Genomic DNA, 27,000 nt, shown 5'->3' on the forward strand with positions numbered 1-27,000 from the left:
ATTTTCTACTCAACATATTCAAGAAGTCTACTTGACAATAGTAAGCGTATGATCGCAAACCGTGAAATGAATATCAAGACCCTCATAAGGCATTCCATAGACCTTATGAGGGTCTTTCTGGTAATGCGGACGGGGATCTTGGGCAAGTACCTCTTTCAATATTTCAATCTTTTCTGCATTCAATCCCTGCAGACGCAGATGCCTGTCTACATCTTCAGAAATCTCTACATCAAGTTTCTGCCATTTACGGTCATCAACAAAACCGCTCCTTGCCCCAGGATGAGAATCGGCATACACCACATACGGCTTGATGTCAAATATCGGCGTCTTGTCCATAAGATCAGCTCCCTTAACATGAATGACAGGACCATGAGGAGTCTCCCATTCGATATGAGAGATTTTTACCGATGAAAGACCTATATTATTGGGACGGAAAGGACTTCGAGTAGCAAAGACACCCACTTTCTCATTGCCTCCCAACACAGGAGGACGCACAACCGGACTGTGCGCTTTGTGCCTATTGGCAGAAAATTCCCAAATCAGCCAAAGATAATCAAAGCCCTCCATGCCACGCAGCGCATCAGAGTTACGAAATTCGGGTTCAAAAACAATCTGTCCTTCCAGTTCTGCTACCAATCCAGCCTGTTTGGGTATGCCAAACTTGCTACTGAAGGGAGAACGAAAATATGCTATTGGTTTTATCTCCATATTTACTAATTATTACACCTTAATTATATATAAGACGAAAAAAGCCATGAATTATTTTGCCGTATGCACAAAATAATGTACCTTTGCAGACAGAACAAAAAACAAAAAGAAATGAAAATACAAAGACCATCGTATGAAATCTGGTTACAGAAACCAGGTGAGCTCGGTATCTACCAGCAGATAGAACGAGCAGGAAGAGTATGCTATAAAAGTGAGAATAATACCACTGTGAATTCTGCCAAACCTTTCGTGGATCGGATGGTGCAGAGTGAACACTTTGCCATGCTGGAACATGGAACCGTGTATCTGGTATGCAAACATGGAGAGTTGCCGCTTTATACCCACAACAAGTTCTCACGTCTGAACACTTTAGACGGCAAAGACTATATTACAACCAATCTCCGAGTATTGGCAGAAAACAAGGCGATGGATGATTTGAAATACCTCAGCAACTATGAAGAAGGTAAGCACGAACTCCGTATTACCGTTCATTTTACTACTCAGATTTCCATAACCCGAGAATATAACCGTCATCGTGCCAACTCTATGGCAGAGCAGAGTACCCGATACTGCAACTATTCGAAGAATAAGTTTGATAACGAGATTACCATCAACCTGCCTACATGGGTAGAAGCAGAAGGCTTCGATGGTTCACAAGATCCCAGCGACTACCGAATAGAAGATATGTGTGCTGACATTGCAGAAGGAAGAACTGCAGAATGGAGTAAACTCACAACTTGGATATTCGCCAATCAGGCTGCCGAATATGCCTACATGAAACTGATAGAGGCAGGTTGCAAACCACAGGAAGCACGAGCCATCCTACCATTGGACTGCAACACAGAACTGGTTCATACCGCTTTCGTGAGTGACTGGAAACATTTCTTCGACCTTCGCGCATTAGGTACTACCGGTGCGCCACATCCTGATGCCAAGATTTTAGCCTTGCCACTGATGGAAGAGTTTAAGCAGAAAGGTTACCTATAAGGTTTAAAAAATATTAAAGCACCCTTTCAAAATACAGATTTTCTATTCTTTTGACATAACGAATAGATATATTTTGTATTTTTGCAGTGTGTTTTTCATAGTATTAGATTTAAGGTTATCAAGATTGGGGCTACGGCGGTAGCCCTTTTTTATTGTCTTTTTCAGCCTTACCTCTCTATTTTTTGCCGATTTTGCCACTTATTAGCCCCCAAAACGCATTTTTTTGAAGAAAAACAAAAAAAGTTGGCAAAAAATTTGGTGGAACCAGAAATTAGTAGTACCTTTGCAACCGCTTAAGAAAACCAAGCTATAGTCATCCAGACTAAAACAATGGAGAGATGGTAGAGTGGTCGATTACAACGGTCTTGAAAACCGTCGTACCGAGAGGTACCGGGGGTTCGAATCCCTCTCTCTCCGCAAGAGCCTTCTGAAATTTCTTTCAGAAGGCTTTTTTTTATTTCCGTATTTGTATATTTCCTTCATATTCATTCACTATCCATGGCAAGAAGACTTCAAATGCAAAATTATGCTATATTATTTGGTCATATCAAAGAAAACATGTAACTTTGCTAAAAAGTAAGCTATATGCAAGAAAAGACATGACAATGATAGATCGCTGTTACATAGAAATCACTAATACATGTAATCTCAACTGCCACTTCTGTCCAAAACATACAAGGAAGAAAAGACAGTTGAGTGCTGAGGAATTCGACCTGCTCACCGACAAGATACGCGGGAAGGTCTGTTTCCTATATTTCCACATTATGGGCGAACCCCTACTACACCCTCTTCTACCCGAGTTTATCAATATGGCAAGAGAGAAAGGTTTCAAAACCGTACTTACATCCAACGGCACTCTGCTACCCAAAGCTATGGATCTCCTTGACACACTTCCCCACAAAATACAGCTCTCGCTCCACTCACACGAGAGTAATGCCAAGGGAGAGCTTGCCAGTTACATGAACGAGGTGATGACTTTTTCAACCCAAGCAGCAGAGAAAGGAACCTGCATAGTTCTCAGACTTTGGAACCAAGGAGGAAAAGACCGGGAAAATGAAGAAGTAATGGAGCACATCGAAAAATTTGTTCCCAAACCCTGGAAAGAACGACCTGACGGTTACAGACTTGCCAATAATCTCTATCTGGAGTTTGACAGGAAATTCGAATGGCCCAACTTTGATAACCATATCGAAGAAAAGAAAATGATAAAAGAAAATCAGAAGTCAGGTATCAGAGAAGAAAAAAGAGAAGTTTTCTGTAAAGCCCTACTCAAACAGATAGGCGTATTGGCAGACGGAACATTGGTACCCTGCTGTTTGGACCACAACGGAGATGTTGCACTTGGGAACCTGCTTGAACAATCGCTGGAAGAAATTCTGGCTTCACCCCGTGCCCAAGCCATGATAGAAGGTTTCAAGCACCATCAAGCCACAGAACATCTCTGTGAGACCTGTGAATCAGCCCTGGTAAGAAACAGTTTTAGAGGAAAAGCAAGAAGTTAATAGGAATTATGAAATATTATACAGCAATGACAATAGCTGGCTCAGACAGTTGCGGAGGAGCCGGCGTACAAGCCGACATCAAGACAATGTCAGCACTAGGCGTATATGCCGCATCGGCCATTACAGCCATTACCGTACAGAACACCCTGGGAGTTTATGCCATCCAAGACATCAACCCCGAAATAGTAAAGGGCCAGATAGAAGCTGTGATGAACGACATCCACCCAGATGCCATCAAAGTAGGTATGGTTAACAACCGTGCCACCATCCAAGCAATCGCAGAAACCCTGAAGAGATACCAAGGAGAATATCAGCATCTCATCATTGACCCCGTGATGGTTTCCACCAGTGGTTGCAGACTCATGCAGGAGGACGCTCTCAGCATTTTCATACAGGAGTTATTACCACTAGCTACCCTGCTAACACCTAACATCCCGGAAGCAGAGATACTGGCAGGTATGAAGATACAGAATAAGGAAGACATCCAGAACGCAGCTTTAGCCATCAGTAAGTTAGGCTGTAAATATGTACTCATCAAAGGCGGCCATTTCCAGGGAGCAGAAAAGATTGATTACCTCTTCGAAGACGGAAAACCTATTACCAGTTATCGAGGCATTAGCGTAAACACACGCAATACCCATGGTACAGGTTGTACCCTATCCTCAGCCATCACTTCTTATCTGGCAAGAGAAATGGATATGAATACAGCTATCACCATGGCAAAGACCTATCTTTCAGGCGCAATTCTGGCAGGAAAAGATGTACAGATAGGAAAAGGTCATGGTCCGGTGAATCATTTCTATGAACCCAAGGCACTGTTTATCAAATAACAGCCAACACCTTTATATAAATAAATAAAGTCACAACGAATATGAAATGGATAGTAATCACTCTGCCCGATTTTATAGAGAATGAACCAACCTATATCAACCAACTCTTTAAAGCAGGTATAGACCTGCTACATCTGCGCAAACCAGAATCAAATATAGAGGAATGTAAGCGACTGATACAGGAAATCGACAAGAAATGGCATAAAAAGATCGTAGTACACGATCACTTCGAACTTTGTCAGGAATTTCATCTTCATGGTATTCATCTTAACAGCAGAAACCACGAGATTCCAGAAGGCTTTCAAGGAAGCATCTCACAATCCTGCCATAGTTTTAAGGAAGTAGAACAAGCTCTCCAGCCTATATCACCCAAGAGCAAAGACGAAAAGAGCGCGATTCTCAAACCTGCCTGCCATTATGTTTTCCTCAGTCCAATCTTTGACAGCATTTCAAAGAAAGGCTACAAACATTCCTTCTCTAACAAAGACTTAGAGGAAGCAGGCATCAATGGAATCATCAATGAGCGAGTAGTTGCATTGGGAGGTGTCACCCCTGAATATATTCCACAATTGAGAGCATGGAACTTTGGCGGAGCTGCTTTTTTAGGCGACGTCTGGAACAGAAGAACTGATGCAAAATGGACGGAATATCTTGCCGTAATTAAGCAGAAACTTGCCCCCGGAAATGCCAAGAATACGCTTAACAGTTCAAATATTTGGTAGAGAGAAATACACTACTTTCTAATAAGACAGGCCGAATCTCAACAATAAAAATAAAAAAATGCTTTTTTATTTTGTATTGTCTTCGATTTGCACTACCTTTGCACCCATGATATATCCAGATAATTTTGAAAATAAGATAGGATTCAATGAAATCCGCAAGATGCTGCGCGAAAGATGCCTCTCTCCACTCGGAAAGGAACAGGTAGACAAGATGGCATTCAGCAGCGATGCAGAACAAGTTAACGAATGGCTCATGCAGGTGCGTGAGTTCCGCAGACTGATGGAGGAAGTAGAAGACTTTCCCCTACAATATTTCTATGATGTAAGGGAGAGCATCCTCCGTATCCGTGTAGAAAACAGTCACCTGGAGGAGGACGAGCTGTTTGACTTGCGACGTTCACTGTCTACCATAGCAGATATGGTGAAAATATTGAATCACAGCGATGACGATGACGAGCCGGAAGACGGATGGAAAAGAGAGAAAAAGTATCCCTACCCAGCCCTACATCGCCTTTCACAGGATGTAGTTACTTTTCCACAGCTGATTCAGCGCATCGACCAGATACTTGACAAATTCGGCAAGATAAGAGATAACGCAACCCCTGAACTTCTTCAGATTCGCAGAGAACTGGCAAAGACAGAGGGCAGCATCTCACGTACCTTATATAGTATATTGCGCTCGGCACAAAGTGAAGGCATCGTAGAAAAAGATGTTACCCCTACCCTGCGTGATGGCAGACTGGTTATTCCCGTCATCCCTACTCTGAAGCGTAAAATCAAAGGTATCGTACACGATGAGAGTGCCACAGGTAAAACTGTCTTTATAGAACCAACCGAGGTGGTAGAGGCGAACAACCGTGTACGTGAACTGGAGGGTGAAGAGAGAAAGGAAATCATTCGCATCCTCACCGACTTTACCAACAAGGTACGCCCATACTCCAAGGAAATTCTGGACAGTTACCGTTTCCTTGCCATAATTGACCTGATACAAGCCAAGCAAAAACTGGCTGATATCTTCAAAGCCATAGAACCCGAGGTAGAAGGCCACCCACACATAGATTGGACCCGTGCGATACACCCATTATTGCAGCTATCTCTACAGAAAAAAAACGAGAAAGTAGTTCCGTTGGATATAATGCTTACACAGGACAAACGCATTCTTATCATCTCCGGTCCAAATGCAGGCGGCAAATCTGTCTGTCTGAAAACCGTCGGATTATTACAGTACATGCTGCAATGCGGTTTGAGCATCCCTGTAAGTGAGCGTTCAAAGACAGGTGTTTTCCAAAACATCATGATTGATATCGGTGACGAACAGAGTCTGGAGAATGACTTGAGTACCTACTCATCTCATCTTCTGAACATGAAGAATATGATGAAGGCAGCCAATGGCGAGACCATCATTCTGATAGATGAGTTTGGTACAGGTACAGAGCCAGGAATCGGAGGTGCTATCGCCGAAGCAGTACTCGACAAGTTCTGCAAGCAGCAAGCTTATGGTGTGATTACCACCCATTATCAGAACCTGAAGCATTTTGCCGACAGCCATGAAGGAGTGGTTAACGGCGCCATGCTCTACGACCGCCATGAGATGAAAGCCCTCTTCCAATTAGCTATAGGCAGACCAGGTTCTTCTTTCGCCATCGAAATTGCAAGAAAGATAGGATTACCCGAAGAAGTAATCAAGGAAGCATCAGATATCGTTGGTTCTGAATACATTCAAAGCGACAAGTATCTGCAGGATATAGTTCGTGACAAGCGATATTGGGAAAACAAACGCCAGAATATCCATCAGCGTGAAAAAGACATGGAGAAAACAATCTCCAAGTACGAAAACGACATAGAGGATATTGAGCGAAGCAGAAAGGCTATTCTCAAAAAGGCAAAAGAAGAAGCCGCAGAACTTCTGAAAGAAAGTAACAAGAGAATCGAAAACGCCATCCGGGAAATCAAAGAAAGCCAGGCTGAAAAAGAAGAAACCCGCCGTATCCGTCAGGAACTTGATACCTTCAAGCAAGAGGTTCAAGAAATTGATACCAAGGAGACCGATGACAAAATTGCCCGCAAGATAGCCCAGATTCAACAACGCAAAGAGCGCCATGCCAAGCGCCAGGCTGAAAAGAAAGAGAATCAGGAAAAGGCTGCAGCAGCACTGAGGAATGCACAGAACAAGACTCAAGCAGATAGTAAACGTGATATTCAGATTGGCGATACGGTGCGCATCAAGGGACTGACTACAATCGGAAAGATAGAAAACATTACTGGAGATACAGCAACTGCCGTATTTGGAGGAATGAGAACCAAGATGCGCCTGAACCGTCTGGAGCATGCCACAACTCCTGTTGAAAATGCAGACAAGACAGAAGAGCGCAAGGAAAATCTGGCTTCATACGGTATCAGTAAGGAAACCAGAAAGACCATTGACTCACATAAATCCAACTTTCACCAGGATCTGGACGTTCGCGGAATGCGAGGCGATGAAGCACTTAATGCGGTACAATACTTCATCGATGATGCTATCCTGGTAGGAATGCCAAGAGTCAGAATCCTTCACGGAAAGGGAAATGGCATTCTAAGACAGCTCATTCGCCAATATCTGAGTAGTGTGCCTAATGTGACCCATTATGCAGATGAACACGTACAATTTGGCGGATCAGGCATTACGGTAGTTGATTTTTAGCAAACAAACGTTAAACAACTGAAGTTTTTCGGCAAAACATTTGGCGGGTTCAAAGAAAAACCGTACCTTTGCACCCGCTTAAAAATTGAGACGGACAAGTCTCATACGACCAGCTCCCTCGGAATCCCCCAGGATGGGAACATAGCAAGGGTACTTGGTTGTAGCGGTGCGATATGAATCGCTTGTCCACCCGCCTCTTTAGCTCAGTTGGCCAGAGCACGTGATTTGTAATCTCGGGGTCGTTGGTTCGAATCCGACAAGAGGCTCAAAAAGGAATCTTCTTTTAGAAGGTTCCTTTTTTTATTTACATACATTTTACTTCTATATTTCATAACATTACAGTTGAAACCTCTATTTCACGAGGATTTATCTTTAATTATATATAAATATTTCCACCCTTTACACCTTATATAATAAAAAAGTTGTATTTTTGCAAATTGATATGTTACATCCGTAGAAATACAATAAAAAAAAATGAATACAGAAAATAACGAGAATCAGGAAGAAAAGAAAACAAGCCAGCAAATGCATAAGGTTAAAACGATTATCATCGACACAGGCAAGATAAGACAAACCAAAGCATTTGCCCGGCAAGATGGTGCCATCCTCGGAACTGTCTGGATTGTCAGTTTCGTATGTATCATGCTGGCAGTAGACCCGCAATACCAGATGCTGGGATTCATTTCCAACATTCTCATCATAGCAACCCCATTTGTTGTGGCCAAGCGACTGAAGGCATTCCGTGACTATGCAAGAGACGGACATATCTCTTTCCGTCATGCATTCTACTATTGCATCCAGACATTCTTCAATGCAACCCTTCTGCTTACCCTTGTGCAATATCTTTGGTTCCGTTTTATGGATACGGGTCTATTCATGAACCAACTGCAAACCAACTATCAGATTGTAGCACAAGCGTATCAGTTAACTGCAGAGGAATCTAAAACCCTTCTTGACGCCGTTAGTATGATGAAACCGATAGCCTGGGCTTCCATGTTTATGATTACCGACCTGGTAGTAGGTGCTGTACTCAGTCCGATTATTGCTGCTGTAATGGCAAAGAAGAACAAACAACAGCATACAAATAACAATAAATAAGAAACAAACAGATAAATAGATAATGGATATTTCAGTAATAATTCCTCTTTTCAATGAGGAAGAGTCGTTACCAGAGCTCTTCGCCTGGATAAAGCGAGTAATGGACTCAAACGATTTTACTTATGAAGTCATCTTTGTGAACGATGGTTCTACCGATCGTTCATGGAACGTCATAGAAGAACTTGCTGAGAAGAACGAGCAAGTGAAGGGTATCAAATTCCGCAGAAACTATGGAAAGAGCCCAGCACTCTTCTGTGGTTTCAAAGAAGCGCAGGGCGATGTTGTCATCACCATGGATGCCGATCTACAGGATTCTCCAGACGAGATTCCGGGACTCTACCAGATGATTATGAAAGAGGGATACGACCTCGTGTCAGGTTACAAGCAGAACCGTAAAGAAGGAGATCCTCTGAGCAAGACCATCCCTACCAAACTCTTCAATGCTACTGCACGCAAAGTAAGCGGCATACACAATCTGCACGACTTCAACTGCGGTCTGAAAGCTTATCGCCTCGACGTAGTTAAGAATATCGAGGTATATGGTGAGATGCATCGTTATATCCCATATCTAGCCAAGAATGCAGGTTTTGCCAAGATAGGCGAAAAGCCTGTTCATCATCAGGCAAGAAAGTTCGGCAAATCAAAGTTCATGGGTTGGAACCGCTTTGTAAATGGTTATCTTGACCTGATGACTCTCTGGTTCCTGAGCAATTTTGGCAAAAAGCCAATGCACGTATTCGGCTTCCTGGGCAGCGTCGTATTCTTCATTGCCTTCCTATCGCTCATCGGCTTAGGTATAGACAAGGCCATCGATCTGCACAACGGCATCTACGGACATCTCATTACCGATTCACCTTACTTTTTCATTGCTCTTGTAGCGATGGTTTTGGGTAGTCAGTTGTTCCTTGCCGGATTCCTGGGCGACCTTATCAGCCGCCAGAACCCAAACCGTAACGATTATCAAATAGAAAAAGAAATAAGATGCGGAAAATAATACCTTTCGTTGTTTTCATGGTTCTAGCCATGATGGGATGTACATCTCTCGACTGCCCACTCAACAATACTGTATATACCAAATACAAGTTGATGGGCGACAATAAAACGCTAAAAGACACGCTAACGATTTCTACGAAAAAGATAGAAGGAACAGATAGTGTGCTGATTAATAAGGATGTAAACGTAGACAGTTTCAGTCTGCCTATGAGTTACAGCCTGAATGAAGACGTATTGTTTTTCGAGATACATACCCTATCGAAGCAAGTATTCAAGGACACCGTGACTGTATCAAAGGAAAACCGCTCTCATTTTGAGTCGGTAGACTGCAGTCCATCGTTCTTCCATACGATAACCGATGTTAAGACTACTCACAATTATATTGACTCAATAGTCATCAATCAAAAAGAGGTAAATTATGATGCATACAAAGCACATTTCTACATATATTTTGGCAGCCGCAACTAGTATGCTATCCCTATTTGCTGTTCTCCCCTGTCAGGCCCAAAGCAAGAAGAAGATCATAGAGCAGCAGCCTGATACCATACCTTTTTTTAGAGGTATGGCTGTGGGAGTTGACCTGATAGGTCCCGTACAGTTGATGGTTAGCGACTATGGGCAGTTCGAAGCATCTCTCCGTATCAACCTGAAAGACAAGTATTATCCTGTTTTCGAATTGGGTTATGGAAAGGCAGATGCCAGCGATGAGGCAACCCAAATCTCCTACAAGACCAGCGCTCCCTATTTCAGATTAGGTGTAGACTGGAATCTTCTGAAGAACAAACACGACGACTACCGTCTGTTTGGCGGTTTCCGTTATGCCTGCACCTATTATGAATATGATCTGAGCGCCCCACCCGTTACAGACCCAGTATGGGGCGGCGAAACGTCCTATGGAGGTAATGGCATTTCCTGCAACTATCATTGGCTGGAAGGCGTAATAGGTATTGATGCCAAAATCTGGGGTCCCGTCCGTATGGGTTGGAGTTTCAGATACAAACGCCGCCTCTTCAAGAACGATGGAGAATTAGGCAACACCTGGTATGTGCCAGGCTACGGTAAGCAGGGAGGTTCACGCCTTGGCGGAACATTCAATGTAACCCTAGAGATTTAAAGACTTCATAATGTGTAAAGAATGAAAAAAAAGAAACTTATCTGGCAAATTCCATTTCTGTTGATACTTATCATTGGTACCATCATTATCATACGTCAGCAGCATAATACGCCCTATCAGAAAGATACCGGCTTTATCTTTGGAACCATCTATCACATTACCTATCAGAGTGATACCAACTACCAGCAAGAGATAGAAACAGAACTCAAGAAGGTAGACCAATCCTTGTCTCCTTTCAATAAGACCTCTGTCATCACACAGGTAAACCAAGGTAAAGATATTGAGGTAGACGAAATGTTTACCGAAGTATTCCGCATGGCAGAAAGCATCTCAAAAGAAACCAATGGAGCCTTTGATATCACGGTTGCCCCAATGGTAAACCTCTGGGGCTTTGGATTCAAGCAGGGGGTACCTCCTACGAAAGCCAAGATAGACAGTATCAAAACGCTGGTTGGTTATGAGAAAGTAGCCTTGGAAAAGGGACGCATCATCAAGCAAAATCCTAAGATCATGCTTGACTGTTCTGCTATCGCCAAAGGATATGGCAGCGACATTGTTGCCAGATTCCTGAAAAAGAAAGGTATCAGCAACTTTATGGTTGAGATTGGTGGAGAAATTGTAGTAAACGGTGTTAGCGAGAAACAAGTGCCTTGGCATATTGGTATCAACAAGCCAACTGACGATTCTACCAATACGAGTCAGGAAATTCAGGATGTACTTGATATTACCGACATAGCCATGGCTACGAGTGGTAACTACAGAAACTTCTATTATAAAAACGGCAAGAAGTATGCACATACCATAGACCCCAAAACAGGCTATCCTGTACAGCATAACATCTTATCTGCAACGGTTTTAGCCAAGAACTGTGCCACAGCCGATGCCTATGCTACCTCGTTTATGGTAATGGGAATGGAGGGCGCAAAACAGATTCTGAAAAAGCATCCGGACCTCTGTGCATATCTCATCTATGCTGACGAGAAAGGACAAAACAAGATATGGTATTCACCATCTCTCAAAAACAAGATATTAAATAAATAAACTTACATGTCAACCAATAGACTATACGACAGTTTATTATCACTCCCATTATTCTTGGGAATGACTCGCTATGACTTCCAAAATGTAGCTGGTAAAACCCGTTTTGACTTTCAAAAACTGGAAGCGGGTGAAACTATAGTTGAAGAAGGCACCAGTTGTACACGTCTATATTATTTAATCAGTGGAGATATTAAGGTGATAACCCAGGCAGATGACTACGGCTATCAGGTAGAAGAAGACATTTCGGCACCGGAATCATTCCAGTTGGAACGACTTTTCGGTCTTACCCAGCGCTTCACTCACACTTATGTGGCAAAGAACAGCTGCAGCATCATGTCAGTCAGCAAGCAAGAGATCATGAAGTTATCCGATGAATATGAAATATTCCGCATCAATCTTCTGAACTTGGTCTGCACCCAATCCCAGAAGAACAACCGCAGACTGTTCAGAGTTCCTGCCAAGACACTGAGTGAGCGCCTGATCCGTTTCTTCGAGAGCCACAGCGTCCGCCCGGCAGGCAAGAAAATCTTTCATATCAAGATGGCCCGTTTAGCAGAAGAGATGAATGTAAAGCGCATCTATGTATCCAAAGCCCTCAACGAATTACAGTCAGAAGGACTTATCCAGCTAGAACGAGGCAGAATCTATATCCCTGCACTGGAAAATCTCATCAAACGCTAAAGAAAATATAACGACCGATAAATATAAGTTAAAAACGTTTATTATCAAGGCAATAAAGCATTTTTTTGCTAACTTTGCAGCTAAAAAGTAACAATATGCAAGACAATACAATACAAAATAGAACCAACCCATTCTTCGTGCCTTACAATACACCGCACGATACAGTACCATTCGAACGAATCCGTCTCGAAGATTATGAGCCAGCATTCATGGAGGGAATCCGCCGTGATGACGAGGCTACAGACAAGATTGTAAACGATCCGGAAGAGCCAACCTTTGAGAATACCATTGCAAGAGTTGATACCGATAAGGGCGAACACTATTACGACCTCTTGAGCCGTGTATCTAACGTTTTCTCTTGCATGATGAGTGCTGAAACCTGTGATGAGATGGAAGAGATTGCGCAGAAGATGAGTCCGATTCTCACCAAGCACGCAAATGACATCACGCTGAACAAGAAACTCTTCGAACGCATCAAGTTCGTTCACGATCATCCAAACAGAGAACTGACTCCTGAAGAGAAGATGCTTCTGGACACCAGCTATGACGGATTCGTACGCAGCGGTGCACTCTTAGATGAAGAAGGTAAAGAGAAACTTCGCGAACTTACAGAAGAAGCCAGTATGCTCACTCTGCAGTTCTCACAGAATCTCTTAAAAGAAAACAAGGCATTTACGCTCCATATCACAGACGAAGCTCAGCTCGACGGACTTCCAGAAACAGCAAAAGCTGCCGCTGCGCATACCGCCAAAGAGCAGGAAAAAGAAGGCTGGATCTTTACACTCGATTATCCAAGTTATTCTCCTTTCATGACCTACTCTACCCAGCGTGAGCTCCGCAAACAGATGTATATGGCACGCAATACGGTATGTACCCATGATAATGAGCAGAACAACCTGGAAATCTGCAAACGACTGGTAAACCTGCGCAGAGAACTCGCCCAGTTGCTCGGTTTCGAAACCTATGCCGACTATGTTCTTCGCCATCGTATGGCAAGCAATACAGAACATGTATATAAACTTCTCAACGACCTGATAGAGGCTTATAAGCCAACGGCAGAAAAGGAAGTGAAAGAAGTGGAAGCCCTTGCCAAGAAGCTGGAGGGTAAAGATTTCGAAATGAAACCATGGGATTTCGGCTTCTATTCTCATAAACTCCAGATGGAGAAATATAATCTCGATGCAGAAATGCTTCGCCCTTATTTCCAGCTGGACAAAGTGATAGACGGTGTGTTTGGCCTCGCCAACAAACTGTATGGCATCACCTTTAAGGAGAACAAAGAGATACCGGTATACCACCCAGACGTCAAGGCATACGAGGTATTTGATAAAGACGGAAGCTATCTGGCTGTATTCTATGCCGACTTCTACCCTCGCAAGGGCAAGCAAGGAGGTGCCTGGATGACAGAATTCCAGGGACAGTGGATAGACCATAAGGGCAACAACATACGTCCTCACGTAAGTGTGGTAATGAACTTTACCAAGCCAACAGAAGAAAAGCCTGCTCTCTTGACATTAGGAGAAGTAGAAACCTTCCTCCATGAGTTTGGTCACAGTCTTCACGGCATGTTTGCCAATACCCGCTTCGAGAGTCTTTCGGGAACCAACGTTTGGTGGGACTTCGTAGAATTGCCATCACAGTTTATGGAGAATTATGCAATAGAGAAAGATTTTCTCCGTACATTTGCCTTCCACTATCAGACAGGTGAACCATTGCCAGATGAACTCATAGAGCGCATCATGAAGAGTCGCAACTTCATGACAGCCTACGGTTGCTTGCGCCAGGTAAGTTTCGGATTGCTTGACATGGCATACTACACCCAAAAGAAAGAATTTACTGCCGACATCATGCCTTATGAAAAGGAAGCCTGGAAAAAGGCGATGATATTGCCACAGTTGCAGGAAACCTGTATGACCGTACAGTTCTCACACATCATGGCAGGAGGTTATGCCGCAGGATATTATAGCTACAAATGGGCAGAAGTATTGGATGCTGATGCTTTCAGTGTATTCAAGAAGAATGGAATCTTCGACCAGAAGACTGCTCAAAGTTTCCGTGACAACGTACTCTCTAAGGGTGGAACAGAGCATCCTATGGTTCTCTACAAACGGTTCCGTGGACAAGAGCCAACCATCGATGCACTGCTGGAACGTAATGAAATCAAGGTACAAAATAAAGGATAAGAGGATGGCAAACGAACTTTCCAAACAAACCAAGCTCGACCTTCGCTATTTGCGAATGGCACGTATATGGGCTGAAAACAGCTATTGCAAACGCCGACAGGTAGGTGCACTGGTTGTAAAAGATAAAATGATTATCAGTGATGGCTACAACGGTACACCGAGCGGATTTGAAAATGTCTGTGAGGATAACAACGTAACCAAGCCATACGTTCTCCATGCGGAGGCTAATGCTATTACGAAATTGGCTCGCAGCAGCAATAACAGTGAGGGAAGTACGCTTTACGTCACCGCCTCTCCATGTATAGAATGTGCCAAACTGATCATACAGTCGGGCATCAAACGTGTTGTATATGCAGAGAAATACCGTCTGGACGATGGTATCAAACTGATGCAACGAGCAGGAATCAAGGTAGAATACCTCAATCCTGATGAAAAGACATCTTCTGTAGAAGATTAGAGATAAGATAGATAAAACGTTAGTAAAAAGAGAATTGTTATGAACATGAGTAAGAATAAGACCAACCGCTTTATGCCATTCATCATGGCATTCTGTGTTGTGATAGGCATTATCATCGGAACATTCTTTTCCAACCATTTCTCAGGAAATCGCCTCAACGTTATCAATAGTGGAAGCAACCGTCTGAACAACCTGCTCCATCTTATTGATGACCAATATGTAGATGCCGTGAACATCGACTCGCTGGTAGATAAGGCAATTCCACAGATTTTAGCAGAACTGGATCCACATTCCGTATATATCAGTGCTAAAGACGCTGCTCAGGCCACCGATGATCTGAAAGGCTCGTTCTCGGGTGTAGGCGTAGAGTTTGTCATCCGCCAAGATACAATACATATACAGAATGTGATACAGAATGGTCCTGCCGAGAAAGCCGGACTTTTGGCAGGAGATAAGATTGTAGCCGTAGACGGCAAGCCTTTTGTTGGCAAGATTGTAACCAATCAGGAGGCTATGCATCGCCTGAAGGGTCCAAAGGATACCAAGGTGAAAATCGGAGTTATACGATATGGAAGCAAGAAGGTTCAGACCTTTACCGTAACCCGAGGTGAAATACCGACAAAGAGTGTTACGGCAGCTTACATGCTAAACGACAAAACCGGCTATATCCGTATCAAGAACTTTGGCGAGAACACCTATCCGGAAATGCTGATTGCTCTGGCCAAACTCTCACAACAGGGATTCACCAACCTCTGTATTGACCTTCGTGATAACTCAGGTGGTTACCTGACGGCTGCAGTAAACATGGCAAACGAATTCTTGCCAGACAAGAAGCTCATCGTTTACACACAGGGACGCAAATCGCCTAGACATAACTATATGAGTGACGGTAAGGGTGCCTACCAGAAGATTCCGATGGTAGTCCTCATCAATGAAGGTTCTGCATCATCTGCAGAAATCTTTGCGGGTGCCATGCAGGATAATGACCGAGCTACCATCATCGGACGACGCTCGTTTGGTAAGGGACTGGTTCAGCAACAGATAGAATTCCCTGACCACAGCCTCATCCGTCTGACCATTGCGCGTTACTATACTCCTTCAGGAAGATGCATCCAGAAGCCATATACGCTGGGCGATGACAAGGATTATGAGCAAGACTTGCTTGACAGATACCAGCACGGAGAGTTCTTCTCACAGGATAGCATCAAGCATACAGGACCAGCTTATCATACAGGTAACGGCCGTATTGTCTATGGCGGAGGTGGCATCACCCCAGACATCTTTGTTCCTGAAGATACGCTAGGCGTGACATCCTATTTCAAGGAGGCTAGTCTGAGTGGTCTCATCTTGCAGTTTGCCTTCACTTATACAGACGATAACCGTCCGAAGTTGAACAACTTCAAGGAGATGATGGAACTTGCCGATTATCTTGACAGTCAGGACATGGTTGAAAAGTTTGCCAGCTATGCTGATAAACGTGGTTTGAAACGTAGAAATCTTTTAATCAAGAAATCACACAAACTATTAGACCGTGTCATCGACAGCCGTATCATCTACAATATGTTGGACGAGCAGGCATGGACCCAGTACATCAATCTTGATGATCCAGTCATCAAAAAGACGCTGGATGTATTTGAGAACCATGCAGCATTTCCAAAGAAACCAGAGCCAGCAAAAAAACGCGCTGCGAAGAAAGAAAAGATAGCTATGGCGAATACGCCCTACAACTATTCTTCCTTACACTATAATAATTGTATGATAGCAAATGCTTAACGCATGGACAAGAAAGAATTAAGAAAAATCATAAAAGACAGAAAGCGACAGTATTCCTCAAGACAACTTGAGGAACTGTCGCTTTCTGTATTATCACGTTTAGATTCCAATCCGCATCTTCAGAATGCCCAAACCATACTGATGTACTATTCGCTTCCTGATGAAGTGGACACCCATCATTATATAGACCAACTTGTTTCCAGGGGAAAACGGGTGATACTGCCCGTTGTGCTGGACGATACGAATATGGAACTGAGAGAATATTCCGGAGTTAAAGACCTGAAGGAAGGAGCCTATCATATACTTGAACCGAAAGGCAAGATTTATCCGGAAGAGAAATATCCTGAGATAGAACTTGCCGTAATCCCAGGTATGAGTTTCGATATGAAAGGCAACCGGTTAGGAAGAGGAAAAGGCTATTACGACAGATTTCTTGCCCAGATTCCACATGCATACAAAATAGGAATCTGTTTCGACTTCCAGAAAATCAAAGAGGAAGGACTCCTTCCTGTTACCCCTACAGATATATGCATGGACGAAATCATATAGCATATAGAGCGGGGAATATTAATAAAAGCGTATATCTGCAATAACCTGTGCACCAACCTGTTCATTCAAACGGTGAACAAGGGTAGCACGGCTCATCGTGAGGTCAGCCCTCAATGCAGCATTCTCTATCTTTACATAGAGAGTCTGGTTCTTGATAAACTTCTCACCACAATATGCAGCAATATTTTCCCCTACCACAGAATCCCAACTCATTATCAGGCGTTTCTGCTGCAAAGGAGTCTCCAAGCCTTCCTTTCTCAGAAATTCGGGCAAGAGTTCTGCTATTGACTTAACTTTTCTTCTAAACATATTCTTAAAATTTTAAGGGAAACATGATCTGTTTCCCTTAGTTTTCTACTTTATTATTTCCCCATTCTCTACATAGAATATCGTATGATCTCCCTGCATGTTCTGGAGAATCTTATCCAAATGATCACGGTTCGTATCCGTAATAAAGATCTGTCCGAAATGGTCACCGGCAACCAGTTTCACAATAGCCTCAACCCGCTGAGCATCCAACTTATCGAAAATATCATCTAAGAGGAGCAAAGGAAGCGTATTGGAACTCGTGCGCTGCAGGAAAGTAAATTGAGCCAGTTTCAGGGCTATCACGAAAGTTTTGTTCTGCCCCTGACTTCCCTCTCTCTTCATCGGATAATCACCCAGCAAAAACTCCAGATCATCACGGTGAACACCATGCAGAGAATACCCTACAGCACGATCCTTAAACCGGTCGCGCTGGATAACATCCAACAAAGGACCTCGCTGACAATGAGAAACATAGTGAAGACGGACCTGCTCCTTATCACCCGAAATCTGCTGATAAATCTGCTGAAACAGCGGAACCAGTTCGTCAACGAAAGCCTGCCGTTTCTGGTACAGCAATTCACCATTACTCGCCATCTGCTGCTCCCAAAGTTCCAGCAGCGTAATATCAGGCTCCTCCTCCATTTTCAGCAAAGCATTTCTCTGTTGCAAAGCCTTATTATAGTTGGACAAAGCCTCTATATAAGAGTAATCATACTGAGAGATAACCACATCCAACAGTTTTCTGCGCTCTTCACTCCCACCTTCTATCAGAGAAACATCAGATGGAGAAACCAGAATCAGAGGGATAAGCCCAATATGTTGCGAAAGACGCTTATACTCCTTCTTGTTTCTTTTGAAATGCTTCTTGGTACCCCGTTTCATGCCACAGTAAACATTCTCTATCTCCCCCTTATCATTATCATAATTTCCCTCCAGCATAAAGAAAGGTTCATCATGAGTAATAATCTGGGAATCGATAGAATTATAGGCACTCCTACAGAAAGAGAGATAGTAGATGGCATCAAGGAAATTAGTCTTTCCCATGCCATTATGTCCTATCAGACAATTGATTTTGGGCGACAACTCCAGATTGGCGCTCTTTATATTTTTAAAGTTAATAATGGAAATATTCTTTAAAATCATAGTCTCTTTTCTGCTTTTATAGTGCAAAGTTAGCAGAAAAAGAGGAAAAAACAAAAAAAATAGGCTAGAAATTTCAATAATTGAATAAAATTGAGTAAATTTGCAGAAGTTTAGCGGCATTCCACAATTTGAAAGCTAACTTTCTATTGAGCAGATTGCCCCAAAACCAGAAACGAAAAAGTATAGAATAATAAAAAAGCAAAATAAAAATGGCAAACAACAACGTACAGGCTCAGGAAACAGAGAGCCTAAACATTCGTGAGGCCTTCTTCTTGAAGTACAAGAAGGCAATTATCATTGCAGTAGTAGCTATCATTGTTATCATTGCAGGTGTATTCGGTTATGTATCTCAGATCTCAGGTCCACGTGAGGACAAGGCTAGCACTATGCTTGCTAAGGGTCAGACCTACTTTGCTAACCAGATGTATGAGCAGGCATTGAAGGGTGATGGCGCTGGCTATGTAGGTTTTACTAAGATTGCTGACGAATACAGCAGCACAGATGCAGGTAACCTGGCAAACCTCTATGCTGGTCTTTGCTATGCAAACCTCGGCAAATGGGCAGAAGCTCAGAAGAGTCTGGAAGCTTTCTCTTCAGAAGACGACCAGATGATCAGTCCTGCTGCTGAAGCTGCCTTAGGTGATGCTTATGCGCATCTCAACCAGCTCGACAAGGCTGTAGATGCTTTCAAGAAGGCTGCTTCTATGGCTGACAGCAAGGCCGAAGATGGTACAAACAACAGTCTTTCTCCTACATTCATTATCAAGGCAGGCGAGATTCTCGAAAGCCAGGGTAAGAAAGATGAAGCTTTGAAGCTTTATCAGGATGCTAAGAAGAAGTATGTTAACGCTATGCTCGTACAGAGTGGCGAAATCGACAAGTACATCGAGCGCGCTTCTAACTAATCTGTACTGATAACTATTCGAAATCAATATGGCAACAGCACTTCATAATTTATCTGAATACGACTTTACTAAAATACCAGACGCCAGTAACATGTGCTTTGGTATCGTTGTAGCAGAATGGAATCCTGAGATAACGGGCGCTTTGCTCGACGGAGCAGTAAAAACACTCGAAAAACATGGAGCTCTCACTGAGAATATCCATGTGAAAACTGTTCCAGGCAGCTTTGAGCTTATCTACGGAGCCCATCAAATGGTTTTGAATGGCGGCTATGATGCAGTCATCATTTTAGGTAGTGTGATACGTGGTGAAACTCCTCACTTCGATTACATCTGCGAGGGTGTTACCTACGGTATTGCCCGTCTGAATGCTACTCAGGAAATTCCTGTTATCTATGGTCTCTTGACTACCAACGATCTGCAGCAGGCTAAGGATCGTAGCGGCGGCAAGTTGGGTAACAAGGGTGATGAGTGTGCTATAGATGCTATCAAGATGGCTAAGTTCTAGTCTTCACAACGAGAGTTGATAAACTGAATGTTATATATATAATAAGGTATAAGCATATGAAACTCTACCAGCTATTGCAGTCGTTTGAATTTGAAGAGATTTTTCCAACAGTCAATGTGATGTTTCCAAATGCACAGTTGCATCGCGATATTTTTGAAAAAGCATTCGATATGCTTTGCAATATCCAACCTATCACATCCAAAAAGGTTATCAAGTTTGAACTGATGGAAGATCCTGACTCAAATGATATGTTTGTTGGAGCAAATGATAGCTGTTTCCAGTCCACATGGGATGTATGTCTGGGAAAGGAAGTCAAAAAAGGCAAAGGCGCTGATCTCAATGATGTAGAACTGGCAGCCAACTGCTTACTCAATGTTCTTTTCATCGGACGTCATCCTCAAGGATTTGACAAGGACTACAAAAAGTTATTGAAATAAACTATCTTTAAAAGGTAAAAGGCTTTTAAAAGTAAAAAGGTAAAAGGGTAAAAAGGTAAAAAGAGCCTTACCCCCTTCGCGCCCCCGTCCCCAGCGATTCCATCGCTGGTCCCCTAAAAAAAAGGTAAAAAGAGCACCCTAGCTTAACATTCCGCTAGGCTCTTTTTACCTTTTTACTTTTTTACCTTTTTACCCTTTTACCTTTTTAACATTCTCTTTATGCCCCCGGCTCGCCCAGATATTCGAAGATGGTGGATACCTGGCGGGGAGGGAAATACTGGCTACTATTCTGGTAGCCTAGGCGCTGCAGCTCGTTCCAGAGGGGCTCGCAACGCTTGATCCAGTCCATGATATGACGGCGCGCTGTCGCCCCGTCAGTTGTGTCGGGAAAGTAGAGCAGACCGAGTTCGGTCTTGCTGTACATACGTTGGGGATAATTCATAAGCTTTATATTTTTTACAATCCTTCTACACCATGATCCTTAAAGAAACCTACCATGGCTGTGGTCATATAGCCACCCGTGTTCATCTTTTTGTTCGAACGCCTGCAGTTGGCTATGTAATAATCCTTTCGCTGGAAGAAGTCCTCCAGGTCGCCAATCATATCTAACCTGAGATAGCCGCTCAACTGCTCAGCCTTCTTCTCGCTCACATCGTAATTGCATTGCAGCCGGAGTTTCAGTTTGCTCCGCTGCCCTCTCAGTTCGCTGCTCACTTCTGCACCCTCCGCAGTTTCGCCAGAAGTGCGACGGTCGTGCAGGGTAAAGGTGATGTGCTCGGGCAGGTGATGCTTCACTTTTTCACCCTCTTCCAGAAAGAAAGGCTTATAGGTAATATACTGGTCGATGATGCGGTTACGGTAAAGGCGTTTGAGGTCTTTGCAGGCAGTTACCAGACATTTTCTGTCCAGTTCCGACCAGGTCTTGTAATAATCAGCCCTGCCATGCATCAGTTGCTGGAAGTGCGCCGTTTTGCAGATAGTGAATCCCTTTGCACCCCAGCAGTTCATGATGATATATAACTTGATGCTCGATGCACTGCGGCATTGCTTGATGGCATTGAGGTCGATATGGCTGACTCCCTTTTCATAACTGTAGAAAAACCGTATCACGTTGTTGTCGAAGCGGAATTTTACCATCCAGTTCTTGTGCCGGTCTTGGTATATCTCACTCTTAAACAGGCATGAAAATTTCCGGTATAATGTCCGCTCGGCCTGCTTAAACGGCAGCAGGATGGGCTGGGATTCTATACGCTTGATGGCATCGCGCAATTGCGGATAATGATGAGCACCATAAGGAAACTCCGACAGTTTCATGATGACATCGGTGTGGTCTGCAGCTCTCTGTTCTGCGGTGAAGCCATTAAAAGTTTGTGAAGTTGTGTGATAAGGCACTACATAGTCTTGAATAACTTTCTGGGCATGCCTGATAATCTGTAGAACGATTTTGAGTTCTACCACCGAATAGTTCTGGTAAGACAATCCCTGTACGCCAAGGATGGTCATCAGTTGTTTCTCAGGTTGAGAATTTGTCTGAGGGAAGGACTGCTGCCCGCCCGGAGGCTGTTGATTAACTTGTTCCATTTCCGTTTACTTTTAAGATCATTAGAGGCCTACCGATTGGGGCAAGTCTTGGTTATTGTTTATTGAAAACCGGCATGGAATTGGAGTAAGGATGACATGATAAGTTGAAATGTTACATCCATAAAGGATTGTAAATCGGCCATTTCTTCTTATTACCAAATAACCTTACTTCGCATCCATGCCGATAAATTTTCATCAAATTTATCAGGCATAGAATGCCTTGTAAAGATTACTATTTGGTCACTCATCTTTTGGGGCCGATTCCTACTCAATGAGCTATGTTCTAATCCTTAACCGAAAGCATATCCCGGTGTCCTTCATCGGGAGGAGAATCGCATTCTCCGCGCTTTCATGATGCAAAAATAATATTTATTTCAGACTTATGCAAATTTTTTGAAGAGAAAAATGCATTTTAGTGGCTGATTTGTCGAAAAAAAATCTTTTTCTTCCCGTATTACGTATAGTGTAATTGATGTAAATGTATATATATAATATACTTGGTATAGTATAGGAAAGAAAAATTAGTATTTAACTATCTGATATTCAGCGTCTTGCATTTTTAAGATTCGCCAAGATAGTCATTCGGGCATATCAGAAAATACATGATTGGCCCTCATGGTACCTATTATTGGCCCTCATGGTACCCTCTGAAAGACTAAATTGCCCTGATAGTCATTGCCCACCAAAATGAGGTGAAAAAATGATGTTCTTCCGTTTACCAACTGAAGCGGTTGCGTCGGGTTAAGGATATGGCTGCACTGGGTTACGCAGACGTCTGGACAAGGTTAAGGATTCGACTGCATCGGGTTAAGGATTCGACAACGTAGGCTAACGGAGTCGTATCCGTCGATTTATCGAGACGTCTTGACTCGCTGACAGAACCATCTGGAGTAGCTGACTGAACCATATCAGTATTCTGTTGCATACGCTTGCATGCAAAAGTATACATAATTGAGCCAAATAGTGCACAACTGGTACTTATCGTACCAAAGTGGACAAGTGGAGCTCCGCCGATGTTGTATCTTTGTATCAGCATTCGGGAAGAGACCGGTGCACAACATGATTATTCACAATTTTAAAATTTTATGTATTATGGCAATTAATTACAGTTTAGTAAAGCTTGCGTCAAAATTTGGTGACAAAGCAGGAGTTCCTAAGTTCTACGCCCGTGCTCAGATGAACGAGTCTATTTCGCTCAAGAAGTTTGCGAAGTTGATCTCTATGCAGACCACTGTATCCTATGCGGATGTAACAGCCGTTCTGGTCAGTATGCAGGAGAACATGATCATCGAGTTGCAGCGAGGCAACCAGATTGATTTCGGCGAGTTGGGCAAGTTCCGCCTCCAGCTTACCAGTGAGGGTGCGGCAACCGCAGCCGAATTCAAGAGCGACATCAACATCAAGGGTGTGAACATCCAGTTTATCCCGGGCAGCGATCTTGCCAACATCTTCGTAGGTATGGAGTTTGAGCAGGTTGCATCACGTGCCGTACAGAAGGCTGCCCTCAAGGCCGAGAAGGAGGGTGCCAAGACCCTCGACATCGAGGAGGCTAAGAAAAAGCCTGCCAAGGACAATGCTTCTTCAGGCGGCGATACCACGGGTGGCAACACCTCAGGCGGCAGCACTACTGGCGGCGAAACCACGGGTGGCGGAACAGGCAGCACTGGCAACACTGGAGACGGATTAGAATAATTAACCTTTTAAAACAGAATAGATTATGACAGAAAAGAACAAGCAGAAATGGAATGAGATTCTCAAGTTTGCAGTAACCGTACTGACAGCTCTCCTCGGGGCGTTGGGCGTTTCGGCAGGTGGACTTTAGAAGGATGCCTATGAGAGATATCGATATGATAGTGGTGCATTGCAGCGGTAGCCGCTGCGATCACCGTTATACGATGAAGATGCTGCGCTACGACCATGTGCATAACAACGGCTGGACTGACATCGGCTACCATTTCTACATCACGCTGGATGGAGTGGTTCATGCCTGTCGCCCGGTAGAGCGTATGGGCTCTCATGCCCTCGGTTACAATGCGCACAGCATAGGCATCTGTTACGAGGGTGGTCTTTCGCCATCGGGCTGCATCAGCGACACCCGCACTCCTAAGCAGAAGGAGGCGATGAAGCATCTGATTCAGGAACTTCACCATCGTTTTCCGGGCATCCGTACCATCCTGGGTCATCGCGATTTGCCTGGCGTTCAGAAAGCCTGTCCGTGTTTTGATGCCACGAAGCTCCAGTACCTTCTGGATGCTTCCTGATTCTCTTCCATTAAGAGGGATTTTCATGAGCAGAAACCCTCTGAATTTATTTAACAAGTTAGGGCGCATCCGGATTGGATGCGCCCTTTTTCTTTGTCGTTATATTTCTTCCATTCAACACTCAACATTCAACATTCTCTTTACGCCTCCTGTTCATCGTGACATATAGACCCTTGCTGTTTCCCGTGAGAAAATGGTAAAAGCCCCCGATGCGTATAGCACCGGGGGCTTCTTGTATTTTGCCGTTAGGCGTTATAATGACTGTTACTCACCCCAATACCAGTTGTCTTCCATATCTGGTTTATCATTGCCATTGCCTCCTTGACCCATAGTAGATGCTGCGAGGAGGGTGCAAGAGGTGATGTTTACCACCTGCATCTCTGGCTTTGTATATTCTTTCTTTTTCATATCCTTTTGATTTTAAAATTCTTTACTTAACCATGATTTTATAAGTCTTGCTGCCACGCTTCACGATGTTCAAGCCCTTCTGCAGACCATTGGTACGACGACCATTCGCATCATAGTATTCTGCATTGGCATCGTTGCTGATAGCGTTGAGGTTGTCAATGGCAGTAGTGCCATCACCCTTTCCGATGCTCAGCATGGCTGCTCTTGCCAGATATTCATAGGCAGGATGGATATATGCACGCATCGGTTTGATGCCCACGCCATTGCCATCATTCAAGTCAGAGACACGCCAGAACTTATTCTTACCAATGATGTAGTCGTTTTTATCAAGACCCTGATTGTCTTTGCCGCCAATCTTGGTGAATGAACCTACGAGGTTGACATCTTTGTTTGTTCCAGCTACTGTTGGGGCAGTTGCAATTTCTGCATTGCTTGCAGAAAGACTAAGTGATGTCTTACCCTCATTCATCTTGAAGAGCACCGGAGTGCCGGCAGGGATTATGCCCTCTTCATAACTCTCAAGAGTGATACAATCATTATCAATACCTGTAAGACGATAGAACTTACATCCTGTTTCTTTGCTCTGGTCAATGGCGAAAGGCAAGCAGAGCGTTCCCCAGGTGGAACCTTCAGGGATATTTCGGCTATAAGAGATGGTCTTGGATATGAATGGCTCATAGTCCTTGAAGTCCTCGCCGTCGGCAAGTGTCAGATCTTCGGTAGCCACAAACTTGTTGTTTGCATCCTTTGTTACCTCGATGTTTCCAGCCATGTCTGCTACATACTTATGCAGAGTACAGCCCTCGTTGCGGCAGCCCATGTGATAGATGTGTTTGTCGGCGTCATGTTCAGGACTTGCCAAGGTGGCAGACATTTGGTGAACCAGCACATCCTCAGAAGTGCTGTTGCTATATGAGGTAGCCGTATTGTCGCAGTAACGGAATGATCCATTATATACTGTATTACCCTTTGTAGCTGTCAGTACAGGATAAGCATCTGTGCCTAGTTTCTGGTACCAAGCCAGTTCGCCTTCTGATGTACTTCCGTTGAGCAAATAAGCCACCTCACCGCTCTTAAACTGCTCTATGGACTTTCCCTCTGCCTTGCCACTCACATCTTTTCCGTTTATACCGCCTTTGGCTGTGTCACTAAGATAATAGCAATTTGTTAATGTACCATCATAGTTATAGTCATATCCGCACACGCCGCTGACGTGACTTTGTCCGCTGACAATGCCTCCATTAAAGCAATTTGTTGTTGTAACACCACAGCCATTTCCGCACACGCCGCCGACAAAAGTTTGTCCGCTTACAGTGCCTTCATTAAAGCAATTTGTTATTATACCACGCGAGTTAAAGCCGCACACGCCGCCGACAGAATTTTGTCCGCTTACAGAAGCTGTGTTATAGCAGCTTTTGATTGTGCCATTGTTATAGCCGCACACGCCACCGACTTGTTGAACATTATCACCTGTTCCGCTGACAGTGCCTTCATTAAAGCTGTTTTCTATTATTCCGCCTTTTTCATTTAATCCGCACACGCCGCCTATTGCTGCTAATCCTCTGACAGAACCTGTATTTTTGCAATCTCTGACAGTGCCATAATTCACTCCGCATACACCTCCCCCAAGCTCACTGAACTGAAAATATGAATCCAAAACTCCTACGTTGGAAATCTTACCGTTGGCTCCTATGCTGCCAAACAAGCCAACATAAGATGAGGTAGGATTATTGAAATACAATCCGCTGATGGTGTATCCCTGGCCATCAAAGGTGCCAGTATATGAAGACCAACGAGCACCAATAGGTTTCCATTCTGTAAGGTCGCTTTTGCTTACCAGATTTTTATTTGCGTCAAGAACGCCTGTGTTCACGATAATGTTTGCCGTGAGGATTGCATTGGCAGATAAATTCTTTCCCCCCCCTCTGGAAGCGTACCATTCACCAGACCTGCAAACCAATAAAGTTCGGCTCGGTTACTAATTTGATATGGTTCGTCTACGGTGCCTTTACCTTCCGGTATGGCTAGAGGAATACTTTTCGCCAACATCATGGATGGCATAATCATGGTTGTCACGAACAAGAGCATCGTGAAAAACCATCTCGATTTTACAAAATTCTTTTTCATATTTTT

At 43.7% G+C, this 27,000-nt stretch carries 29 protein-coding genes and 2 tRNA genes; 23 read left to right on the forward strand and 8 right to left on the reverse strand.

Annotated features, from left to right (window positions below; all coding sequences use genetic code 11):
• Nucleotides 1–27: 27 nt before the first annotated feature.
• Nucleotides 28–708 (reverse strand): tRNA (N6-threonylcarbamoyladenosine(37)-N6)-methyltransferase TrmO, encoded by a 681-nt coding sequence (tsaA, locus tag ONT08_RS01600; RefSeq protein WP_264958942.1) that lies wholly within the window; start codon nt 706–708, stop codon nt 28–30.
• Between the two features lie 111 nt (nt 709–819).
• Between tsaA and ONT08_RS01605 the strand changes: the two genes are divergently transcribed.
• The 17 genes from ONT08_RS01605 to ONT08_RS01685 all read left to right on the forward strand — a co-directional run bounded on the left by ONT08_RS01605 (nt 820) and on the right by ONT08_RS01685 (nt 17,318).
• On the forward strand, nt 820–1,695 hold the full coding sequence (locus ONT08_RS01605; RefSeq protein WP_117586701.1) for an FAD-dependent thymidylate synthase: 876 nt from the start codon (nt 820–822) through the stop codon (nt 1,693–1,695).
• A gap of 332 nt (nt 1,696–2,027) precedes the next feature.
• Nucleotides 2,028–2,112, forward strand: a tRNA-Ser gene (locus ONT08_RS01610).
• Between the two features lie 182 nt (nt 2,113–2,294).
• A complete protein-coding gene (locus ONT08_RS01615; protein ID WP_254969566.1) occupies nt 2,295–3,197 on the forward strand; it encodes a radical SAM/SPASM domain-containing protein in 903 nt (300 codons plus the stop codon).
• 8 nt (nt 3,198–3,205) lie between these two features.
• Entirely contained in the window at nt 3,206–4,027 is an 822-nt protein-coding gene (gene thiD, locus ONT08_RS01620; protein WP_264958951.1) for a bifunctional hydroxymethylpyrimidine kinase/phosphomethylpyrimidine kinase, read from the forward strand.
• A 41-nt stretch (nt 4,028–4,068) separates the two neighbouring features.
• Nucleotides 4,069–4,749, forward strand: a complete 681-nt coding sequence (locus ONT08_RS01625) for a thiamine phosphate synthase (protein ID WP_264958953.1) — start codon at nt 4,069–4,071, stop codon at nt 4,747–4,749.
• Nucleotides 4,750–4,855: 106 nt separating this feature from the next.
• A complete protein-coding gene (locus ONT08_RS01630; protein WP_118200467.1) occupies nt 4,856–7,429 on the forward strand; it encodes an endonuclease MutS2 in 2,574 nt (857 codons plus the stop codon).
• A 192-nt stretch (nt 7,430–7,621) separates the two neighbouring features.
• A tRNA-Thr gene (locus tag ONT08_RS01635) sits at nt 7,622–7,695 on the forward strand.
• A gap of 208 nt (nt 7,696–7,903) precedes the next feature.
• Entirely contained in the window at nt 7,904–8,527 is a 624-nt protein-coding gene (locus ONT08_RS01640) for a DUF4199 domain-containing protein (protein ID WP_264958956.1), read from the forward strand.
• Nucleotides 8,528–8,549: 22 nt separating this feature from the next.
• Nucleotides 8,550–9,521: a glycosyltransferase family 2 protein gene (locus ONT08_RS01645; protein ID WP_118200466.1), complete on the forward strand. Its 972-nt coding sequence runs from the start codon at nt 8,550–8,552 to the stop codon at nt 9,519–9,521.
• On the forward strand, nt 9,509–9,988 hold the full coding sequence (locus ONT08_RS01650) for a DUF6452 family protein (RefSeq protein WP_117586691.1): 480 nt from the start codon (nt 9,509–9,511) through the stop codon (nt 9,986–9,988). The genes ONT08_RS01645 and ONT08_RS01650 overlap by 13 nt, the downstream gene beginning before the upstream one ends.
• Nucleotides 9,939–10,634, forward strand: a complete 696-nt coding sequence (locus ONT08_RS01655) for a DUF6048 family protein (protein WP_367379856.1) — start codon at nt 9,939–9,941, stop codon at nt 10,632–10,634. Before ONT08_RS01650 ends, ONT08_RS01655 begins: the two co-directional genes overlap by 50 nt.
• A gap of 21 nt (nt 10,635–10,655) precedes the next feature.
• Nucleotides 10,656–11,675 carry an FAD:protein FMN transferase gene (locus ONT08_RS01660; RefSeq protein WP_264958959.1) on the forward strand — a complete coding sequence of 340 codons (1,020 nt, stop codon included), beginning with the start codon at nt 10,656–10,658 and terminating at the stop codon, nt 11,673–11,675.
• Nucleotides 11,676–11,681: 6 nt separating this feature from the next.
• Nucleotides 11,682–12,356: a Crp/Fnr family transcriptional regulator gene (locus ONT08_RS01665; protein WP_119236282.1), complete on the forward strand. Its 675-nt coding sequence runs from the start codon at nt 11,682–11,684 to the stop codon at nt 12,354–12,356.
• A gap of 95 nt (nt 12,357–12,451) precedes the next feature.
• The gene (locus ONT08_RS01670; RefSeq protein WP_264958961.1) at nt 12,452–14,539 is read left to right on the forward strand and encodes a M3 family metallopeptidase; all 2,088 of its coding nucleotides are present in this window, start codon (nt 12,452–12,454) and stop codon (nt 14,537–14,539) included.
• Between the two features lie 4 nt (nt 14,540–14,543).
• Nucleotides 14,544–14,996, forward strand: coding sequence for a deoxycytidylate deaminase (locus tag ONT08_RS01675; protein WP_006846261.1), 453 nt, complete (start codon nt 14,544–14,546; stop codon nt 14,994–14,996).
• Between the two features lie 45 nt (nt 14,997–15,041).
• The gene (locus ONT08_RS01680; RefSeq protein WP_264959555.1) at nt 15,042–16,769 is read left to right on the forward strand and encodes a S41 family peptidase; all 1,728 of its coding nucleotides are present in this window, start codon (nt 15,042–15,044) and stop codon (nt 16,767–16,769) included.
• A gap of 3 nt (nt 16,770–16,772) precedes the next feature.
• Nucleotides 16,773–17,318: a 5-formyltetrahydrofolate cyclo-ligase gene (locus ONT08_RS01685; RefSeq protein ID WP_118067154.1), complete on the forward strand. Its 546-nt coding sequence runs from the start codon at nt 16,773–16,775 to the stop codon at nt 17,316–17,318.
• Between the two features lie 18 nt (nt 17,319–17,336).
• Here the strand turns inward: ONT08_RS01685 and ONT08_RS01690 are convergent, their stop codons facing one another.
• Together ONT08_RS01690 and recF are read right to left on the reverse strand one after the other, a co-directional pair.
• On the reverse strand, nt 17,337–17,627 hold the full coding sequence (locus ONT08_RS01690; protein ID WP_118200460.1) for a DUF721 domain-containing protein: 291 nt from the start codon (nt 17,625–17,627) through the stop codon (nt 17,337–17,339).
• Nucleotides 17,628–17,672: 45 nt separating this feature from the next.
• Nucleotides 17,673–18,770: a DNA replication/repair protein RecF gene (gene recF / locus ONT08_RS01695; RefSeq protein WP_264958966.1), complete on the reverse strand. Its 1,098-nt coding sequence runs from the start codon at nt 18,768–18,770 to the stop codon at nt 17,673–17,675.
• Nucleotides 18,771–18,979: 209 nt separating this feature from the next.
• Between recF and ONT08_RS01700 the strand changes: the two genes are divergently transcribed.
• From ONT08_RS01700 to ONT08_RS01710, 3 genes are read left to right on the forward strand one after another with little or no spacing between them, the layout of a single operon-like run.
• Nucleotides 18,980–19,675, forward strand: a complete 696-nt coding sequence (locus ONT08_RS01700) for a tetratricopeptide repeat protein (protein ID WP_118085965.1) — start codon at nt 18,980–18,982, stop codon at nt 19,673–19,675.
• Nucleotides 19,676–19,703: 28 nt separating this feature from the next.
• Nucleotides 19,704–20,180 carry a 6,7-dimethyl-8-ribityllumazine synthase gene (gene ribH, locus ONT08_RS01705; protein ID WP_006846254.1) on the forward strand — a complete coding sequence of 159 codons (477 nt, stop codon included), beginning with the start codon at nt 19,704–19,706 and terminating at the stop codon, nt 20,178–20,180.
• 56 nt (nt 20,181–20,236) lie between these two features.
• A complete protein-coding gene (locus tag ONT08_RS01710; protein WP_006846253.1) occupies nt 20,237–20,617 on the forward strand; it encodes a hypothetical protein in 381 nt (126 codons plus the stop codon).
• A gap of 217 nt (nt 20,618–20,834) precedes the next feature.
• Here the strand turns inward: ONT08_RS01710 and ONT08_RS01715 are convergent, their stop codons facing one another.
• A complete protein-coding gene (locus ONT08_RS01715; RefSeq protein WP_264958969.1) occupies nt 20,835–21,059 on the reverse strand; it encodes a DUF4248 domain-containing protein in 225 nt (74 codons plus the stop codon).
• 14 nt (nt 21,060–21,073) lie between these two features.
• A complete protein-coding gene (locus ONT08_RS01720; protein WP_264958971.1) occupies nt 21,074–22,198 on the reverse strand; it encodes a replication initiation protein in 1,125 nt (374 codons plus the stop codon).
• 1,092 nt (nt 22,199–23,290) lie between these two features.
• Between ONT08_RS01720 and ONT08_RS01725 the strand changes: the two genes are divergently transcribed.
• The 3 genes from ONT08_RS01725 to ONT08_RS01735 are packed head-to-tail and all read left to right on the forward strand — an operon-like array spanning nt 23,291 to nt 24,459.
• Nucleotides 23,291–23,890 carry an HU family DNA-binding protein gene (locus tag ONT08_RS01725; protein WP_264958973.1) on the forward strand — a complete coding sequence of 200 codons (600 nt, stop codon included), beginning with the start codon at nt 23,291–23,293 and terminating at the stop codon, nt 23,888–23,890.
• 25 nt (nt 23,891–23,915) lie between these two features.
• A complete protein-coding gene (locus ONT08_RS01730) occupies nt 23,916–24,020 on the forward strand; it encodes a smalltalk protein (protein ID WP_022120813.1) in 105 nt (34 codons plus the stop codon).
• Between the two features lie 10 nt (nt 24,021–24,030).
• Nucleotides 24,031–24,459 (forward strand): N-acetylmuramoyl-L-alanine amidase, encoded by a 429-nt coding sequence (locus tag ONT08_RS01735; RefSeq protein WP_264958975.1) that lies wholly within the window; start codon nt 24,031–24,033, stop codon nt 24,457–24,459.
• Between the two features lie 264 nt (nt 24,460–24,723).
• On the opposite strand, the gene ONT08_RS01740 is transcribed toward ONT08_RS01735, so the two are convergent.
• From ONT08_RS01740 to ONT08_RS01750, 3 genes are read right to left on the reverse strand one after another with little or no spacing between them, the layout of a single operon-like run.
• Nucleotides 24,724–24,867: a hypothetical protein gene (locus ONT08_RS01740; RefSeq protein WP_264958977.1), complete on the reverse strand. Its 144-nt coding sequence runs from the start codon at nt 24,865–24,867 to the stop codon at nt 24,724–24,726.
• Nucleotides 24,868–24,889: 22 nt separating this feature from the next.
• The gene (locus ONT08_RS01745) at nt 24,890–26,740 is read right to left on the reverse strand and encodes a GLUG motif-containing protein (protein ID WP_264958979.1); all 1,851 of its coding nucleotides are present in this window, start codon (nt 26,738–26,740) and stop codon (nt 24,890–24,892) included.
• On the reverse strand, nt 26,737–26,994 hold the full coding sequence (locus ONT08_RS01750; protein ID WP_264958981.1) for a hypothetical protein: 258 nt from the start codon (nt 26,992–26,994) through the stop codon (nt 26,737–26,739). The genes ONT08_RS01745 and ONT08_RS01750 overlap by 4 nt, the downstream gene beginning before the upstream one ends.
• Nucleotides 26,995–27,000 lie beyond the last annotated feature (6 nt).

Origin of the sequence: Segatella copri (assembly GCF_026015465.1) — a bacterium.
Classification (GTDB): domain Bacteria; phylum Bacteroidota; class Bacteroidia; order Bacteroidales; family Bacteroidaceae; genus Prevotella; species Prevotella copri_E.

Excerpts from the sequence above, each read along its gene's own strand:
- ONT08_RS01750 (WP_264958981.1), bottom strand. The coding sequence starts at position 26,994 with ATGAAAAAGAATTTTGTAAAATCGAGATGGTTTTTCACGATGCTCTTG.
- ONT08_RS01655 (WP_367379856.1), top strand. The coding sequence starts at position 9,939 with ATGATGCATACAAAGCACATTTCTACATATATTTTGGCAGCCGCAACT.
- ONT08_RS01615 (WP_254969566.1), top strand. The coding sequence starts at position 2,295 with ATGACAATGATAGATCGCTGTTACATAGAAATCACTAATACATGTAAT.
- ONT08_RS01650 (WP_117586691.1), top strand. The coding sequence starts at position 9,509 with ATGCGGAAAATAATACCTTTCGTTGTTTTCATGGTTCTAGCCATGATG.
- ONT08_RS01675 (WP_006846261.1), top strand. The coding sequence starts at position 14,544 with ATGGCAAACGAACTTTCCAAACAAACCAAGCTCGACCTTCGCTATTTG.
- ONT08_RS01685 (WP_118067154.1), top strand. The coding sequence starts at position 16,773 with ATGGACAAGAAAGAATTAAGAAAAATCATAAAAGACAGAAAGCGACAG.
- ONT08_RS01625 (WP_264958953.1), top strand. The coding sequence starts at position 4,069 with ATGAAATGGATAGTAATCACTCTGCCCGATTTTATAGAGAATGAACCA.
- ribH (WP_006846254.1), top strand. The coding sequence starts at position 19,704 with ATGGCAACAGCACTTCATAATTTATCTGAATACGACTTTACTAAAATA.
- ONT08_RS01645 (WP_118200466.1), top strand. The coding sequence starts at position 8,550 with ATGGATATTTCAGTAATAATTCCTCTTTTCAATGAGGAAGAGTCGTTA.
- ONT08_RS01740 (WP_264958977.1), bottom strand. The coding sequence starts at position 24,867 with ATGAAAAAGAAAGAATATACAAAGCCAGAGATGCAGGTGGTAAACATC.
- thiD (WP_264958951.1), top strand. The coding sequence starts at position 3,206 with ATGAAATATTATACAGCAATGACAATAGCTGGCTCAGACAGTTGCGGA.
- ONT08_RS01690 (WP_118200460.1), bottom strand. The coding sequence starts at position 17,627 with ATGTTTAGAAGAAAAGTTAAGTCAATAGCAGAACTCTTGCCCGAATTT.
- tsaA (WP_264958942.1), bottom strand. The coding sequence starts at position 708 with ATGGAGATAAAACCAATAGCATATTTTCGTTCTCCCTTCAGTAGCAAG.
- ONT08_RS01720 (WP_264958971.1), bottom strand. The coding sequence starts at position 22,198 with ATGGAACAAGTTAATCAACAGCCTCCGGGCGGGCAGCAGTCCTTCCCT.
- ONT08_RS01670 (WP_264958961.1), top strand. The coding sequence starts at position 12,452 with ATGCAAGACAATACAATACAAAATAGAACCAACCCATTCTTCGTGCCT.
- ONT08_RS01665 (WP_119236282.1), top strand. The coding sequence starts at position 11,682 with ATGTCAACCAATAGACTATACGACAGTTTATTATCACTCCCATTATTC.
- ONT08_RS01680 (WP_264959555.1), top strand. The coding sequence starts at position 15,042 with ATGAGTAAGAATAAGACCAACCGCTTTATGCCATTCATCATGGCATTC.
- ONT08_RS01605 (WP_117586701.1), top strand. The coding sequence starts at position 820 with ATGAAAATACAAAGACCATCGTATGAAATCTGGTTACAGAAACCAGGT.
- recF (WP_264958966.1), bottom strand. The coding sequence starts at position 18,770 with ATGATTTTAAAGAATATTTCCATTATTAACTTTAAAAATATAAAGAGC.
- ONT08_RS01710 (WP_006846253.1), top strand. The coding sequence starts at position 20,237 with ATGAAACTCTACCAGCTATTGCAGTCGTTTGAATTTGAAGAGATTTTT.
- ONT08_RS01630 (WP_118200467.1), top strand. The coding sequence starts at position 4,856 with ATGATATATCCAGATAATTTTGAAAATAAGATAGGATTCAATGAAATC.
- ONT08_RS01640 (WP_264958956.1), top strand. The coding sequence starts at position 7,904 with ATGAATACAGAAAATAACGAGAATCAGGAAGAAAAGAAAACAAGCCAG.
- ONT08_RS01660 (WP_264958959.1), top strand. The coding sequence starts at position 10,656 with ATGAAAAAAAAGAAACTTATCTGGCAAATTCCATTTCTGTTGATACTT.
- ONT08_RS01730 (WP_022120813.1), top strand. The coding sequence starts at position 23,916 with ATGACAGAAAAGAACAAGCAGAAATGGAATGAGATTCTCAAGTTTGCA.
- ONT08_RS01725 (WP_264958973.1), top strand. The coding sequence starts at position 23,291 with ATGGCAATTAATTACAGTTTAGTAAAGCTTGCGTCAAAATTTGGTGAC.
- ONT08_RS01735 (WP_264958975.1), top strand. The coding sequence starts at position 24,031 with ATGAGAGATATCGATATGATAGTGGTGCATTGCAGCGGTAGCCGCTGC.
- ONT08_RS01700 (WP_118085965.1), top strand. The coding sequence starts at position 18,980 with ATGGCAAACAACAACGTACAGGCTCAGGAAACAGAGAGCCTAAACATT.
- ONT08_RS01715 (WP_264958969.1), bottom strand. The coding sequence starts at position 21,059 with ATGAATTATCCCCAACGTATGTACAGCAAGACCGAACTCGGTCTGCTC.